This window comes from Microbacterium sp. MRS-1 (genome assembly GCF_000585455.1).
Taxonomy (GTDB): domain Bacteria; phylum Actinomycetota; class Actinomycetes; order Actinomycetales; family Microbacteriaceae; genus Microbacterium; species Microbacterium laevaniformans.
Map to the genome: position 1 here is coordinate 1 of NZ_JAUF01000042.1, position 15,850 is coordinate 15,850.

Consider the following 15,850-nt stretch of genomic DNA (forward strand, 5'->3'; position numbering starts at 1 on the left):
GTACATGCCCAACACCGCGGTCAACGTTCCCGCGACCCTCACCTTCGACAACCTCACCGTCACCACGATTCCTTGAGTGAGACGAAGACCGCCGGCGTGCGCGCGGACTCGGGGGCACCCTCAGGAACGGGCGGCAGAAATGTCGTCCAGCTCTACGAGGTCGCGCGCACGGCGCATCTCGAGCGCATCGCCGACACCGACGGGGTGACGCTGCTCTATCGAGAGAAGCGCTACGACTTCGACGAGCGCGTGGCGGACGGGGTCCGTGTCGAGCGCGCCGGCCTCATCGGCGCCGCCTGGTACGCGGCAACCCACGCCGTCGATCTCGTAGAGGTCAACGAGCCGCTGGTGACCCGTGCTGCACTGCGCAGCCTGCTCTTCATCGGTGCGGCGCGCGTGCGGGCGTTCCTGACGAGGCGCCCCCGGCCGACGGTCGTCACCTACGCCATCGCGAACGTGCCGACCTCGACGCTGCGCGCCAACCTGCCCTGGAAGGCGCGGGTGAAGTTCGAACTGCACCGCCCTCTCGCGCGACTGGTCGCCCGCTCGCTCGACCGGATCGCCTTCGGAACCCCCGATGCGCGGGATCTCTATCGTGATGAGTTCGGGAGCACTCGACGCGGTGCTGCGCGCCTCGTCGAGGCGCTGCCCGTCGCGGTCGACCTGGGGGCGAGCGCGGACGTCGCGCGTCCGCCGAGCATCCTGTTTCTCGGCGATCTCGCGGCGCGCAAAGGCTTTCCCGACGTCATGGCGGCGTGGTCGCAGGTGCGCGACACCGTCGCTGACGCCCGGCTCGTCATCGTCGGACGGGGCGACGGTGTGGAACAGGCGCGGCTGCTGTCGGAGGCGGATCCCCGCGTGGAGCTCTTCGTCGCGCCGCCGCGTGACGTCATCCTCGACCAGCTCGCGCGCGCCAAGGTGCTCGTGCTCCCCTCGCGCCGGCGGCCGTTGTGGAAGGAGCAGATCGGTCTGCCGCTCGTCGAAGGACTGGCCTACGGCTGCGTCGTGGTGACGACCGATGAGACCGGCATTGCCCCGTGGCTGAGAGCACACGAGCACGCCGTCGTGCCGGAGGCGCAGGTCGCAGAGCGGCTTACGGGCGCGATGATCGACGCGCTACGCCAGTCGGTCACGCCGGGCGACGTGCAACGTGCCCTGCCGGACCGGGACGGTCGGGTCGCCGCACGTGAGTGGTTGTATGGAATCGAAGGGTGAGAACGCATGTCGACACCGAACCTCCGCCGGCTGCTGCGCGGCGTCTGGTCGCGGCGGCGGCACCTGCTCTCGTATGCGCGGGGGGTGCTCCGCGGGCATCCGGGCGCTCGAATCGGACGCGGCGTCCGGCTGAGCGGCCCCGGACGCTATCGAATCGAGCGCGGCGCGACGCTGACCACCGGCGTGCGCATCTGGGTCGGTGACGGCGCGACGTTCACGCTGCGCGAAGGCGCGAAGCTGGGAGACCGGACGATCGTCAATGCCGCCACGAGTGTCACGATCGAGCGGGGAACGCGCGTGTCGTGGGATGTGCAGATCATGGACACCGACTTCCACTGGATCGAAAACGCGGACGGGACCCGACGCCCCCACAAGGCGGCGATCGTGTTGGGTCCGCGCGCGCTCATCGGCGCTCGCTCCATGGTGCTGAAGGGTGTCACCGTCGGAGAGGGCGCCGTCGTTGGCGCCGGCTCGATCGTGCGGCGGTCCGTGGCACCGGGCGTCATCGTGAGCGGCAACCCGGCGCGTGAGGTCGGCCAGGTCACCGACTGGGGCTCGGCTCCCGCCTGATCCGGGCGGTTCGGATCAGACGGAGACGACGGCGGCGACACGCGCACCGAGATGGTCCGTGGTGAATCCGCCCTCGACGTGCGCTCTCGCCGCCTGGCCTCGTCGCTGCCGTTGCGTCGGGTCGTTCAGGAGCCGTAGGGCAGCGGCGGCGAGAGCGTCGGCATCGGACGGCGCCACCATCTGCGCGCCGTCGGTGCCGCCGAAGTAGTCCGCCATTCCCGGCGTCTCGGTGATGATGAGCGGGCGCCCCGTCGCCATGCTCTCCAGCCCCACCGTCATCCCGGAGACGTGGGTGTTCGGCCTGGTCGCGATGACGCAGACCGAGGCGCGCTGGTACAGCTGGCGGAGCTCCCCGTGTGAGAGGTGCGGGACGAGGGTCACCCCCGCCGGCGGCTCCTCCCGTGACGTCGTCTGAATGATGATCTCGACGTCGGGCCGCTCGTGCCGCACCCGTGCGAGCGCGCGGAACAGTGTCGCCGCATCGCGATCGCGATCCCCGCCCACGCTCACCAGCAGCGGCGTTTCCGGCGGCGGCGCCGCGTGGAAGAAATCGGCATCCACTCCGAAGACGACGTGGTGCACCCGAGGGCCGTCCTCGCCGATGAAGTGCTGGAGCGGCCCGACCTGCGCCGAACTGAGCACCCAGAGGCCGTCCATGCGGCGCAGCATCGATCGTCTCTCCGCCAGCCACGACGGCTCCTTCGTCGCCAGCTGGTCGGTCAGCCACACAACACCGCTGAATCGCGATCGCAGGGCGGGGACGGCGGCCAGTCTGTCGACGGAGTTCTCATCCCAGACCAGGCCCACAGGTCCGCGGCCACGCCACAGAGCCGGCGGGGTGGCGCGCATCAGTCGGCGCAGGGCGCCCTGCATGGCTGTGTCGCGCGGAAGATTGCGGGCTTTGACACTCGACACGTGGTGTGCCAGCTTGTTCAGGCCGTACGGCCACGCGTCAGGCCGAGCACCCGCCCCATAGTCGCGAGCCCAGCCGGCGAGGTCCTTGCCGGCCGGATAGAAGACAACCACGTCGTCCGACCCGCCCGCCCCGCTCATCCCCCGTGCGCGCACTGCCCCCGTTGCCCCCATGGACCCATGCTAGAGCTCGCAGCGGCTACTTCGCGGGTGCCGTGAACGGGCCGACGCGGGTGGCGCCCGCCTTCTGGCCGATGGCAGTCGCGACATCCGATGGAAGGCCGTAGGTCGTGGCCTTCGGCGCGGTCAGGACGGCGGACACCACCTTCAGATCGGATGCGAAGATCGGGTTTCCCATCCACAGCGCCGACCTCTGGTCATTGCCGGTGAAGCGCGAGAAGTCCTCGAGTGTCTTGAAGCTCCGGGTGCCGGCCGTCCCGTTCGCCCAGCAGGCGAAGTTGCTGGGAGCCGAAGCGGTCGCACGGTGGTAGACATTGCCGTCCAGGCTTATGCCGAAGTCGTTGCCGTACATCTTCTGGCTGTAGTCCTGCGTGAGCATCGGGCATGAGCCGCCCGCGCTGTACGAAATGGCGTTGTTGCGCAGTGTGATGTTCTTCATCACCCACGGAATCTTGGATGCCAGCGACGACACCTCTTGGCGACGTCTGTCGTGCGTGAAGCTCAACGCGCGCTTCACTCCGTCGATCGCGTTGTTCCACACCTGTACGGATCCGCTGTTGCTGATCTGCAGCCCGATGTCGTTGCCCGAGATGTAGTTGTCGGCGATGATCGCCTTCTCGCTGATCTCGACCTGCACCCCGGTCGTCGAGTTGCCGGTGACCCGGTTGCCGGTGACGGTGAGATCGTAGGAGCTCACGTCGAACCACACACCCGCGCTGTCGTTGTCGGCGACGACATTGCCGGAGATGAGGCCCTTGTCGATCCCGGACAGCTTCATGCCGCCGGACACGGGGGCCGGTTTGAAGGCCTGCGTGTTGTTGCCGCTGACGACCGAGTTCGTGATGCGGAGGTCGTGCGTGCCGTTCGCGCCGATGCCCAGCATCCCGTTCCCCGTCACCGTCAGCTTGTTGAGCGTCTGGTTGTCGTTCCAGGCGTAGACGCCGATCGTCGCGTTGTCGCGCACGACGAGGTTCTCCAGGGTGATGTCGTGTACTTCGGCGGTCACGGTCCCCATCATGTTGAGGGTCGTCGCGTAGCGCTGCACCCCGAAGCCACGCAGGGTCGTTCCCGTGCCTTGCACTTGGATGGCGCGGGTCAGGGTGCTCGCGTCGACGCGGCGCCCGGAGGGATCCGATCCGATCATCAGGCGCTTCGCGGACGTGTCTGCGAAGAAGGTCCCGCTCGTGACCTGCGTTGCGCTGCCGACCTGGCGCAGCGGCTCGCCATCGATCCAGACCTGTTCGGGGTAGCCGGCGAGGGGGTTGCGGGAGTCGGTGAAGCGCGCCGTCTCGTCGAGGTTCGCATTGAATGAGACGCGGCGGTCGAATGGGTGACTCCAGTTCGCGACCCACGTGGATCCGGACTTCGTCCACCCGCTCACCGGCGAGCTTCCGTCGAACCACACGGCCTCGCCGGGGTACGACTGGATCGTGAGCTTCCTGTTGAAGCCGATGTAGACAGACTCGCGGTACGTGCCGCCGCGCAGCACGATCGTGGATCCGTTCGGAGCCTTCTCGACGGCGTACGCTGCGCTCCCGTAGGGATTGTTCGCGGTTCCGGCTCCGGTGCGCGTGCCCTTCGCCGCCGCGTAGATGGCACCCGCGGGCACCGTGTACCGCGTGGATCCGACGGCGGCGCTGCCCGCCGTCGCTCCGGCGGTCGTCGACCCAGGCTGCGCTGTCGGCGTTGGGGTGGGTGTCGGCGTCGCCGTCGCCGTCGGCTCCGGCGTGGGGGTGGATGCCGCGGTGGCGGCGAGTACGGTCACATCGTCCACGCGCACCGCCATCGCCGGCGAGCCCGAGGACAGGTGGGTGCTGACCGCGGCGGATCCCGCCGCGCGCACGCGGGCGTCGGACGAGTCCGAGATGGTCTGCTGCCACGAGGTGGGCTGGGCCGCCCCATCGATCCAGACACGGGCCTTGAGCACGACGGGAGACTGTCCCGACACGGAGAGCTCCGCACGAACCTTCTGACCCGCGGCGATCGAGGCGATCGGTTTGCTCGAGGCGAGCACGCTCTCGGCGCCGCGCGCATCCATCCGGCTGAGCCAGAGGTTCACGCCGCTCGTGCCGAAGCGCACGCGCGCCTGGTAAGAGGTCTTGCCCTCCGAGCGGGCGACGAGGGAGATCGTGGGGCCGTTTCCGGTCGCCGTGCGCGATTCCGGCCAGAGGAGCGCGGAGAGGGTGGCATCCTGCGGCATCCCGCCGGACAGGGTCTGGGTGGTCTGTGTTCCGGGATCGGAGGATACCCGGGCAGACCCGCCCGCCACGCTCGTCGACGACGGTGCTGTCGTCGTCCACGAGCGCCCGTCGATGGAGGGACCCCATCCGCTCGCCACGGAGCGTTCGAAGGTATCGGTGCCGGTCGTCGCGGCGGTCGCGGCGGGAGCGACGGCGAGACTCGTGACGACGAGTGCGGTCGCGGCGCAGGCGGAGACCAGACCGCGTGCGAGGGTGCGCGGAAGTGCTGTTCGTCTCATGGGGAGCGCTTTCGGGGTGGCGCGGACGGGAAGGAGCAGGTTCATGTAAACACGGCGAAAACAGCCCGCTTTCCACATGAGACACTTCTCACCTCATGTCACGTCACGGCGATGCGGGTGGCGGCTTCCGTTCACCGACGGCGGGCAGAAGCACCGCCAGCGTCACGGCGAGGGTGAGTGCCGCGCTTCCGATCGGGCTGAACGCGAGGTCCCACATCAGCCGCAGTGCGAGGAACGCACCGACAGCGCTCACCGTCCCCGATGCCAGCCGGATGACGAGGCTCGCTCCGACGGCGAGGGCGAGCACGACGGCGAAGGCGAGGCCGAGCACACCGAAGAGGATCCAGAGGTCGCCGGTGAGGCTGTGCACCTCGAACCCGTTGCCGAACATGTAGCGATTGACGTAGCCGTTGTCGGGGTCGTAGCCGAGAGCGACCATACCCTGCTTAGCGACCTGGACCTGTTCGCCGGTGGGGAAGACGCCCGACCCGTATCCCCACGGATGGGCGGTGAGCAACGCGATCGAGGCGCCCAACTCCGGGCGACCACCCGTCAGGAGAGAACCGGACCGCTCGATCTGGGCGACGGAGCGCGCCTGGGCCTGTTCGCCCAGCGCCCCGTCGAGGAGTGCGGCTTGGATGAGGAAGTATCCGCCCACGCCGACGAGCGCGACGCGGGTCGCGACCAGGGCGGCGCGCCCTGACGTCGACGTTCCCGGCGCCCCCTGCGTGAAGAGGAGCGCCATGACGACGACGAGCATGCCGGTGAGCGAGCGGGAATCCTGGAGGGCGGACACCGCCGCGAGGACGAGGAGCACCGCGATCTGGGCTCGCCGATGTCCCCAAACGCGCGGTAAAGAGAGCGCGATCAGGATGCACGGAACCGCGAAGGTGAACTTCCACGGGTTGTCCCAGTTGATTCCCCGAGATGCCACCGACAGCAGCACTCCTACCCCGAACCCGAGGACCATCATCTGCGCTCCGATGAGGGAGCGGACCCAGAGGAGCGCGATCGCGGTGACGACCACCCCGAGGAGGAGGATCGAGTTCGCTGTCGCCATGCGCGTGCTCGTCCCGGCCCACCCGCGCGTGAGCTCGGTGAGGACGATGCCGTTCGCGATCGCCAGGACCGCGAAGACCGCGATCGTCGGCGCGAACCGGTACTGACGCAGCGCGCGGAGTGTGACCGGCAGCAGCAGCGCGCAGACGGCGACGCCGAGCGGGATGTCCAGCGGCAGTCGGATCCGCTGCGCGGACGCCACGGCGACCGCGAACGCCATCAGCGCCTCTCCGCTGATCGGTGTCCGCCAGGCGGAGGCGGGCCTCAGCCTCGTCGACGACCGCGCAAGAACCATGTCGACCGACCGGCGTGAGGGACCTCGGCCCTCTCGTAGTAGGGGCTCGAAGCCACACGCTTCACGTCGTTCAGCACGATGCCCATGATCCGTGTGCGCGTTGCCTCGAGTTCGGCGAGTGTGCGAGCCAGAGCTTCGCGCTTCGTTCGCCGCGACCGAGCGACGACGATGATCCCTTCGACGGCCGGCGCCAGCCACAGTGCGTCGCTCACGGCGAGCACCGGCGGGCTGTCGACCACGACGAGATCGAACTCTTCTCGCACCTGTGCGAGCAGTTGCCGGAGATGACCCGAAGCGAGCAGCTGACCCGGGTTCGGCGGCGTCGCGCCGCTGGTGAGCACGCGCAGCCCCGACTCTCCCCATGCTTCGGCGGCGTCATCGACGGTGACATCTCCCAGAAGCACGGTGGTCAGACCGACCGCGCCCTCGAAGCCGGTCACGTCGGCCACGGTGCCCCGGCGCAGGTCGGCGTCGATGAGCAGAACCCGCTGGTCCTGCTCGGCCGCGATCGCGGCGAGCGTGAGAGCGATGGAGGACTTGCCGTCGCCGGATTCCGGCGATGTCACGAGGACGACCTTCGCCTCGCCGTCCACGTTGGCAAAGCGCAGGGATGCCGCGACGGTGCGCACCGCCTCGGCGAGCGAGCCCGACGCGGTGTCGCGAACGGCGACGGCCAGCGGTACCCCCGTCGTGTTGACGGGGATCTGGCCGAGGACGGCGATATCGGTGACCTCGGCGATGTCCGCGCGCGACACGAGGCGTGTGGTCAGGACCTGTCGCAGGATGGCGATGACCGCCGCCGCGAGCAGCCCGATGAGGGCGCCGATGACGGCGAGCAGGCGCGTGTTGGGCGCGATGGGAGAGCGCGGTTCGCTTGCGGGGCTGATCTGTTCCACGCGCACCGCGGGCCCGGAGGAGGTCGTCCGGGGTGACAGATTCTCCACGGCATCCGCGAGCTCAGTCGACACGGCGTTGGCGATGCGGGTGATCTGGCCGGGATCCGCGCCGGTCACGGCGATCTCGAGCACGGTCGTGTCGAGAGGGGAGCTGACGCTCACGATGCGCGCCAGGTCGCGCGAGGTCGTGTCGAGACTCAGGCTCGCGATGACCCGATCGAGGACCACGGGAGACGTGGCGACCACCGTGTAGGTCGCGACGAGCCCCTGGACGTAGTTCGATCCCTGGACGAGCTCACTGGTGGTGTCCCCACGAGCCGGCACGATCACGACGGAGGACTGGGCGCGGTACGTGTCGGTCTGCAGCGTCCCGTACCCGTAACCGAGGGCCGCACCGAGGATGGTGAGGACGAGAAGCAGCGCCCATCGCTTTCGCAGTGCGGAGAAATAGTCGTGGAGCGTCACCGCGTCTGTCCCTTCAGCCGGTCGGTACCCGAGCGTAGCGCCGCGCGTCCGTCGGCCGCACCGGGCGTCGTCTGCCGGTGAACGGCGGTGACGAGCCCCGCGACACTCGAGCGGTACCGGTCGGTGTGGTGCCTTTCGTCGGCCTCCGCGGCGCTGCGCCCGGTCGCGGTGGCGACCGCCGCCCACTGGTCGCAGAATCCCGCGACCGCGTCGGCGAGTGCGCGCGGGTCGTCGGGGGTGACCAGTCGGGTCGACGCGTAGCCGCCCGCCGCTTCACGCAACCCGCTCGTATCGCTGGCGACGACCGGGCGCTGGGCGAGCACGCCCTCGACAGCGGTGTTGCCGAACGGCTCGTCGACGATGGACGGCACCAGGAGGATGTCCGCCGCATCCAGGCGAGGCCATACGTCGCTCTCGAAGCCGAGGAAACGGACGCGGTCGACGAGTCCGAGTCTTTCGGTCTGGTCGCGCAGCTCCTGCTCGAACCACTCGTATCCAGTGAACGCCGTGCCCAGCACATCCAGTGTGGCGTTCGTGCCTTCCTCGGTGAGGAGCCCCAGCGCTGCGACGGCGACCTGCGGCCCCTTGCGCGGCGACAGGCGCCCGACGAAGAGAAGGCGCAGGGGGTCGGGTGTCTGCGTGCGCAGCGGCGTGGGGGCGGAGGGCCCCGGCACGCCATTGAGGACGATCTCCGTGCGCGCCGCGAGCGCGGAGTAGGACCGAAGGAGTGTGCGTCGGCTGAACTCGCTGTTGACGACGATGCGGTCGGCGGCGAGCAGCGGTGCGTAGAGCATCCGCCGAACCACCGCGCTGGCGGTCGATTCCGCTTCGTGGACGTGTGTCACCGCGCGCACGCGGTGAAGGCGCGCGAGCGGTCCCCACAGCGGAAGCGTGACCGTGCTGACATACACCGCTGCAGGCCTGTGCTGGCTGATGAGGCGCCGCGCGCTGCGGAGATTACGCAGCGAGTCGCGAACGAGGGCGCACCAGCCGCGCGGGCGCAGCAGGGACTTTCGGAGGACGAGCATGGGAACCGTGACGACCGTGACGCCGGCGGCGCGAATGCGGTCGGCGAGCGGTCCTTCCTCCGGCAGTGCGACCAGCACCGGCGCCCGTCCGGCGAGCCCGATGACGCTCTCCAGAAACATGCGGTCCGAACCGAACAGTTCCGCTCCCGGGTGCACCGCCAGGATGGTGCGCTCCTCGGTAGCGCGGGCGTCCGCGCTCACGCGTCGACCTCCGTGCTCGCGGTGACGTGCTTCTCCAGCGTGCGCGCGTCCAGTGCGGCGAGCCGTCGGCGGACGAGGAACCAGTTGGGGATGAACTGGAAGAAGAGGACGCCGATGATCGAGCCGAGCACGGGTGCGACGGCTCCGAGCGCCGGGATCAGGGTGATCGTGAGTCCGAGGTTCACTGGCAGCATCCCGAGGATGAAGAACGCCTGGAAGCGCAGACCGGAGGCATCCGTCAAGTACATGCCGAACGGGTACTTCGCCGACTGGAGGACGATGAAGACGCCGAATGCCCAGAGCAGCGGCGCGTCGAGGTGGATCTTGCCGCCGGAGGCGACCTCGGAGAGCCAGCCCGACGCGGCGGCGAGGATCAGCGCCGCGAGTGCCGCGGCGCCCGCGAACACCAACGACATCTTGCCGGGCGAGACGGGCGCCCTCGTGCCGGTCGATCGTGCTTTGGCGAAGACGGGCCACAGGGCGAAACCGGCGGTGGTCACGACGGCGAGCACCGGCGAGAAGATCTGGTTTGCGAGGCTGTATTGGGTCAGATCCGACACCGTGCCGACGAGGCTGAGCACGAGCCGGTCCGACGACATCGCGATCGGAAGCGCGATCATCTGGATCAGCATCGGCCACGCCGTGTTGAACACCCGCGCACCCTTGACCTTGCGGTCGACAGCGCCGCGCAGGGCGCTCCCGAGCATCGGGCTGATCATCCGCGCGGCGATGAGGATCGCCAGCCCACTGATCAGGGCGGTGGCGAGGTAGGAGGCGACGGCGATGTAGCCGCCGCCGGCACCGAGCTGGATCATGGCCCAGAGTGCGAGAAGCACGATCGGGGTCTGCAGGGCACTGAGTAGCACGACGACGACGTTCATGCCGAGTGCGGCGAGGATGCGCTGCCCGAACGCGATAAGCAGATTGAAGCCGAACACGGCGAGGCAGAGCGTCGCGGCAAGGGCGCCCGTTTCGGGCGTGAGCGCTGAACCGAGGAGCGTCGGCCAGAGGCCCGTGGCGTACAGGATGAGCGCCACGCTGACGACCGTCACGCAGCAACCCGCGAGCAGTCGCAGGCATGACACGAGGACGAGTCGCAGATTGTTGTCCCGACGGGGGTCATCTGCCCCCGCGACGGCGTTCATGATGGCCGCGGTGAGACCCAGATCACTGAACGGGATGAGCCCGGCGATGCCGACGAGCAGGATGTACTGGGCGTAGGTGTCGATGCCGAAGTGGTCGATGATGAGGCGCGTGACCACGATGCCGAGGATGGCGCTCACCGGTAGGACGAGAAAACGCGCTCCGGCACTCGAGAGCAGCGACAGGATGGTCCCGCGACGGCTGCCGAGGTCGCGGATCTGCGAGATGCCCCTCTTCGGCCCGCGGCTTGCGCCACCGCCGTCGTCCCGATGGTCTGAAAGACGGCTTTCGCGCAGCTCGCGCCGCGTCCGATCTTGTGTCCCCACGTTCACTCTGCCCCCAATGCGCCGGAGTGTCCGCGAGACGCTACACGCATCGGCGTCTCACCACCCGAGCGAACGCGCCTGCGTGACCCCACTGCCGGCTCGCGCGCAAGTCCCCCAAGCGCGCAGGACACTAGGATAGCCGTTTCGGCCGCTGCGCGTGCATGCGGCCGCGAGAGGCCGACGTGGTGGGTCGGTCGTGACGACGACGGGGGCGAGGCGTGACGCGGGTTCTGATGGTCTGCAGTGCCAACGTCTGTCGTTCGCCCGCGATGGCCATCGGCTTTGCGACCGCCGCCCGCGAGGGGGGTGTGCGTGTCGATGTGGTCAGCGCGGGACGGTTGGCGCAGCCCGGTGCGATGATCTGTGCGGTCACCGCCGAAACGGTCGGCGTGGACGAACGTAGCCGTCAGGCAGCAACCGAGCATCGTGCCCAGCGGCTGAGCGCGGAGCTCATCGAGTCAGCGAGGCTGATCCTCGGCGCCACACGCGAGGAGCGGGCCGCCGTGGCCGTCATGTCGCCGCGCTCACGCTCGCGGGTGTTCACGATCGCCGAAGCCGTCGCGCTGGGCGAGACCGCCGCCGAGCGCCGCTTCGCGCCGGCATCCGGTGACGTCGACGAGTTCGTCGCGGCGTTGAACGCTCATCGTGGCAGGCTGCCGGTGACCGACAGGCGGGTTGGGCCAGGACGGCAGTCCCCGTGGCGGCGAGCACCCGCCGATCCCCTCGATCTCCCGGACGCGCACGGCTCGCGGCTCGCGGAGCACACCAGGCGCGTTCGTGAGGCGGTTCGGCTGTCGGAGCGTCTCGTCGCCCTCATGGCCCCCACGAACTGACACGGCCGGGCGCGATGCGCCCACGGGCGCTCGTTGTGTCAGACCGTCGCACCGACGCGCTGTGCCCGCCGCGCAGATGCGTGCACGGATGAGCCGGCCGCGATGCGTCCTGCGAGGTTCTCGTAGGCGGTCGCGACGTCATCCCAGCGGAAGTTGTCCTTCGCGCGCGCCTGTACGGCGGCCGAGAGGGTGGGTACCTGTTCGCGATCCAGCTCCAGGTCGGTGAAGTGGCGCTCGACCTCGCTCGCGTCTTCGAAGAACCAGCCGAGGTCGTCGAGTGTCTCGCGGTTGAAGTTCACGTCCCAGGCAATGACCGCGGTGCCGGCTCCCATTGCTCGCAGCAGTGACGGATTGGTGCCGCCCACGGAGTGCCCGTGGACGTAGGTGCGGGCGTGGAAGTACAGCGCGTCAAGCAGATCCTGGTCGAACACGCCACCGAGAAGTCGTATGCGCGGGTCGCCCGCCGCCGCGGTGTGGATGCGCTGGGTGTACTCAGCCGCATAGGGCGCTGAGCCGACGACCACCAGCGGCGCCGCTGCCCCGCTAGCTCGGTAACCCTCGACGATCTCGAGCACATGGTTCTCAGGCTCGAAGCGCGCGACGACGAGATGGTAGCCGTCGGGTCGAAGGCCCAACGCGGTGATGCCGTCGATCGGAGCGCTTTCGATGATCGGAGCGCCGTAGCGGATGAGTTCTGTAGGCACACCGAATTGGTCGGCGTAGTAGTCGGCTATGCCGGGTGCATCCGCAATCAGGGCATCTGCGGACCGCACGCCGAACTGCTCGGCCCACCGGTAATAGGCGCGACCTCGTGCGCCCCACTTCGAACGCTTCCACTCGAGGCCGTCCATGTGAAGAGCGACAGGGATGCCGCGAGCGCGCAGCAGCGGCACGAACGGAGAGTTGGCGGCGTTGAAAACGAAAGCCGCATCCGGAGCCTTGCGGCTCACCGCGTGCAGGGCCGACAGCCCGGTGTGACTCAGGGTCTCGAGCTGCTTCTGTCGCAGCGCCGGCAGGTGCACGACCCGCATCCCGAGGTATTCGCGTTCACGGTGCTCGGATCCGCGGGTGTACACCGTGATGTCGTGACCGCGCTCCACCAGCCGCTTGCCGACTTCCTCCACAGCGGTCTCGAAGCCGCCGTACGACGCGGGAACACCGCGCGTACCGATCATCGCGATCCGAAGTGCCCCGTCCGGGACGACAGCTGTGGGCGCCTCCGCGACAGGCCGGCTCAGGATAGACGTCATCAGTAAGCTCCTTCGGACCGCACCATCACGCGCACAGTGCGCCACATGATCTGGAGGTCGTCGACGACCGACCAGTTCTCCACGTACCGCAGGTCGAGCCGGACGCTCTCCTCCCAGCTGAGGTCGCTGCGTCCGCCGACCTGCCACGGGCCGGTGATGCCCGGCTTGATGTAGAGACGACGGAAGACGCTGTCGTCGTATGTCGCGACTTCGCTGGGAAGAGGAGGGCGCGGGCCGACGACACTCATGTCGCCGATCAGCACGTTCCAGAACTGGGGAACCTCGTCGAGCGAGTATTTCCGCAGGATCCGACCCACGCGGGTGACCCGAGGGTCGTTGTGCATCTTGAACAGCGGGCCCGCGCCCTCGTTCGCCGCAAGCAGCTCAGCGCGCTGCTCCTCGGCATCCACGGCCATCGAGCGGAACTTGATCATTCGGAACTCGTGGCCGTCACGACCGACCCGTGCTTGGGGAAAGAACAGCGGGCCGGGCGAGTCGAGCTTGATCGCGATGGCGATGACCGCCGCGATCGGTGCGAAGAAAAAGAGCGCGATCGAGGCGACCGCGATGTCGAGCGCACGCTTGGCGACGTAGGCGCGACCGGTGAACGACGCGATCTCGACATGGATGAGCGGCAGGCCCTCGACGGGCCGCAGCGACATGCGCGGCCCGGCGACATCGGAGACGCGGCTGGAGATGACCAGCTCGGCGGCGGTGTTCTCCAGCTGCCAGGCGAGGTGCTTGATCTCGTCTGCGCCTTCGTCTCCGCGGCTGGCCATGATGATCGTGTCGGCGTCGAGCGCTGCGGCGGCTTCGGCCACGCTGTGCGTGCGCATCGCTGGATAGATGGCGTCGCCGACCCGCAGGCTGTCGAGTTCGTCGCCGCGCAGCGAGGTGCCGACCACCTGGTAGCCCAGGCCGGGATCGGCGATCGAGCGGATCACGTACTCGACGTCCGCGCGGTCGCCGACCACGATCGCGCGCGTCGTGTACGCGCCCGCCAGTCGACGGCGGATGAGCCAACGGCGCCAGAGCCAGCGCTCGAACAGCAGGACGCCGATGCCCAGCGGCAGCGCGACGAAGAGCTGCGCGCGGATGCCGTCGACGTCGATGGCCACATCGATCATCGCGAGAAGACCGAACGCGAACCCGGTCGCGTGGATCATGCGGGTGTACTCGGCGGCGCCCGAGCCGATGAGTTTGACGTCTCGCGTTGCGAAGGCGGAGAGCATCAGGAGCCAGATCACGGCCGTCGCGGCGGCGATCTGGAAGACGAGGCCAGGATCGGCGACGGCGAGCGGGCCGCTCACCGCGCCGATCGAGACCACCGAGGCCACTGCGCAGGTGAAAACGACGGCGGCGGCGTCGCTCGTGCGCAGGATCCAGCGGTAGCGACGTTCCCACGACTGTCGGCGCTCGAGAGCACGCGACGGTGGTGCGGCCGCGGACGCGCGGGACGCGATGGTCGGGAACGGGGAAACGAACCCGGTCGTCGCGATGCCCGTGGCGTCGTGAAGCGCGCTCATCGTGTGATCCCCAGCACGGACGAACGCAGCAGTGCAGTCGGCATTTTGCCCCCAGCAAACCGACGGACGGATCGAGATCCGTCCACCCCCAGTAAGACGACGCGAAGACCCCCGTCTCCTGCGGACCAACCCCCCGGCTGTCACGCGTGCGTCGTGAGTGACTCTACCCCGCGAATCGCGTCGAGCGCCACCGCGAGTATTCAGCCTGTGGACGGATGCCGTTCATCGAGCATTTCTCGGTCGTTGGGCGCCGCGCCGCGCGCCGAGTCGAATTGCCCTACCCCAGTGCGTCGACGACGGCTGCCCGTCGCTGCGGGGCCACGCGCGGCGCGGCATCCCAGATCTTCGTCATCCGCCCGGTGCCGAACGCCGGCCAGCCGGGGTCTCCGCACTTCCTTGCTGCGACCGGCCCCAGACCGGCTCAAAGGCCCCGGGGTGCCTCCGATGAGAGGCGGTCGCGAGGTATTTCGACTCGCTGCGCTCGCTGGTCAAGTCCCCGGCAGTGGTGTAGCGCTTGGTCCTTCGATTTGAGGGGTTAGGCGCTGAGTTCGAGGGTGGTGTCGGTCACCTCCTCGATGTCGGTGTCGGCGATGAGGGTGTGTCTGCTTTTGGCGACGATGTCGAGGCCGAGGTAGCGGCGGCCTTCGGCCCATTCGTCGGTCTGCTCGGCGAGGACCGCGCCGAGGTGCTCGAACGCGTCGGGGAGCTTGTCGTCGACGTAGTCCAGCAGACGGTCGAACTGGGCGTGAACGCTGTCGGCGTCGGGTTGGTCGTAGACGGAGTGGAGCATCGCTTTCACCGCCGGCCACATCGCCTTCGGTGTCACGCTCATCAGGTTCGCCGCGTAATGCGTGCGGCATCTCTGCCAGACCGCGCCGGGCAGGTTCGCCGCGATCGCCTCGATGAGCCCGGTGTGGGCGTCGGAGGTGACCAGGCGCACCCCGCCCAGTCCGCGGGCGACGAGGTCGGCGAAGTAGCTGTTCCAGGCCGCTCCCGTCTCACTGGTCGCGACGCGCAGGCCGAGGACTTCGCGGCGCCCGTCGGCGTTGACCCCGGTCGCGACGAGCACGACGGCGTTGATGACACGCCCGCCTTCGCGGACCTTCATGGTCAGCGCGTCGGCGGCGACGAACGTGAACGGGCCGGCATCGTCAAGGGCCGGTGCCGGAACTGGTCGACGTGCTCATCGAGCTCAGCCGCCATCCGCGAGACCTGGGACTTGGAGAGGGAGTGGATCCCGAGGGTCTTGACCAGCTTGTCCATCCGGCGGGTGCTCACCCCGGCGAGGTAGCAGTCCGCGACGACGGTGATCAGCGCGGTCTCGGCGCGTTTGCGGCGCTCCAGCAACCAGTCCGGGAAGTACGTCCCCTGCCGCAGCTTCGGGATGGCGACGTCGATGGTCCCGACGCGGGTGTCGAGGTCGCGGTGCCGGTACCCGTTGCGTTGCGCGACACGGTCAGCGCTGGGCTTGC

The 15,850-nt window shown here is 68.9% G+C and carries 11 protein-coding genes and 1 pseudogene; 3 read left to right on the forward strand and 9 right to left on the reverse strand.

Annotated features, from left to right (window positions below):
- Positions 1–72: 72 nt before the first annotated feature.
- Both AS96_RS08850 and AS96_RS08855 read left to right on the forward strand, forming a co-directional pair.
- A complete protein-coding gene (locus AS96_RS08850; protein WP_051498813.1) occupies positions 73–1,215 on the forward strand; it encodes a glycosyltransferase family 4 protein in 1,143 nt (380 codons plus the stop codon).
- Positions 1,216–1,221: 6 nt separating this feature from the next.
- Positions 1,222–1,785 (forward strand): acyltransferase, encoded by a 564-nt coding sequence (locus AS96_RS08855; RefSeq protein WP_005050703.1) that lies wholly within the window; start codon positions 1,222–1,224, stop codon positions 1,783–1,785.
- A gap of 15 nt (positions 1,786–1,800) precedes the next feature.
- Here AS96_RS08855 and AS96_RS08860 read toward each other — a convergent pair whose 3' ends face one another.
- The 6 genes from AS96_RS08860 to AS96_RS08885 all read right to left on the reverse strand — a co-directional run bounded on the left by AS96_RS08860 (position 1,801) and on the right by AS96_RS08885 (position 10,583).
- Positions 1,801–2,871 (reverse strand): glycosyltransferase family 4 protein, encoded by a 1,071-nt coding sequence (locus tag AS96_RS08860; RefSeq protein ID WP_005050702.1) that lies wholly within the window; start codon positions 2,869–2,871, stop codon positions 1,801–1,803.
- Between the two features lie 25 nt (positions 2,872–2,896).
- Positions 2,897–5,356: a right-handed parallel beta-helix repeat-containing protein gene (locus AS96_RS08865; RefSeq protein ID WP_231477185.1), complete on the reverse strand. Its 2,460-nt coding sequence runs from the start codon at positions 5,354–5,356 to the stop codon at positions 2,897–2,899.
- Between the two features lie 103 nt (positions 5,357–5,459).
- Entirely contained in the window at positions 5,460–6,635 is a 1,176-nt protein-coding gene (locus AS96_RS08870) for a hypothetical protein (protein WP_036288568.1), read from the reverse strand.
- Between the two features lie 44 nt (positions 6,636–6,679).
- Entirely contained in the window at positions 6,680–8,071 is a 1,392-nt protein-coding gene (locus AS96_RS08875) for a polysaccharide biosynthesis tyrosine autokinase (RefSeq protein ID WP_036288571.1), read from the reverse strand.
- Entirely contained in the window at positions 8,068–9,300 is a 1,233-nt protein-coding gene (locus AS96_RS08880) for a glycosyltransferase (protein WP_036288574.1), read from the reverse strand. Before AS96_RS08880 ends, AS96_RS08875 begins: the two co-directional genes overlap by 4 nt.
- Positions 9,297–10,583, reverse strand: a complete 1,287-nt coding sequence (locus tag AS96_RS08885) for a lipopolysaccharide biosynthesis protein (RefSeq protein WP_231477186.1) — start codon at positions 10,581–10,583, stop codon at positions 9,297–9,299. Before AS96_RS08885 ends, AS96_RS08880 begins: the two co-directional genes overlap by 4 nt.
- 419 nt (positions 10,584–11,002) lie before the next feature.
- On the opposite strand from AS96_RS08885, the gene AS96_RS08890 reads away from it, so the two are divergent.
- A complete protein-coding gene (locus AS96_RS08890; protein WP_036288577.1) occupies positions 11,003–11,602 on the forward strand; it encodes an arsenate reductase/protein-tyrosine-phosphatase family protein in 600 nt (199 codons plus the stop codon).
- A 38-nt stretch (positions 11,603–11,640) separates the two neighbouring features.
- Here the strand turns inward: AS96_RS08890 and AS96_RS08895 are convergent, their stop codons facing one another.
- From AS96_RS08895 to AS96_RS08905, 3 genes and pseudogenes are all read right to left on the reverse strand, one after another.
- Complete coding sequence (locus AS96_RS08895) at positions 11,641–12,852, reverse strand: glycosyltransferase (RefSeq protein ID WP_036288580.1); 1,212 nt, start codon at positions 12,850–12,852, stop codon at positions 11,641–11,643.
- Positions 12,852–14,378, reverse strand: coding sequence for a sugar transferase (locus AS96_RS08900; RefSeq protein ID WP_036288583.1), 1,527 nt, complete (start codon positions 14,376–14,378; stop codon positions 12,852–12,854). The genes AS96_RS08895 and AS96_RS08900 overlap by 1 nt, the downstream gene beginning before the upstream one ends.
- A 535-nt stretch (positions 14,379–14,913) precedes the next feature.
- A pseudogene (locus AS96_RS08905) lies at positions 14,914–15,850 on the reverse strand (IS256 family transposase); the annotation flags it as partial.

Bases quoted from the DNA above. Each gene is read 5' to 3' on its own strand.
- AS96_RS08855 (WP_005050703.1), top strand. From the start codon at position 1,222: ATGTCGACACCGAACCTCCGCCGGCTGCTGCGCGGCGTCTGGTCGCGG.
- AS96_RS08860 (WP_005050702.1), bottom strand. From the start codon at position 2,871: ATGGGGGCAACGGGGGCAGTGCGCGCACGGGGGATGAGCGGGGCGGGC.
- AS96_RS08865 (WP_231477185.1), bottom strand. From the start codon at position 5,356: ATGAGACGAACAGCACTTCCGCGCACCCTCGCACGCGGTCTGGTCTCC.
- AS96_RS08870 (WP_036288568.1), bottom strand. From the start codon at position 6,635: ATGGCGTTCGCGGTCGCCGTGGCGTCCGCGCAGCGGATCCGACTGCCG.
- AS96_RS08890 (WP_036288577.1), top strand. From the start codon at position 11,003: ATGGTCTGCAGTGCCAACGTCTGTCGTTCGCCCGCGATGGCCATCGGC.
- AS96_RS08895 (WP_036288580.1), bottom strand. From the start codon at position 12,852: ATGACGTCTATCCTGAGCCGGCCTGTCGCGGAGGCGCCCACAGCTGTC.
- AS96_RS08900 (WP_036288583.1), bottom strand. From the start codon at position 14,378: ATGAGCGCGCTTCACGACGCCACGGGCATCGCGACGACCGGGTTCGTT.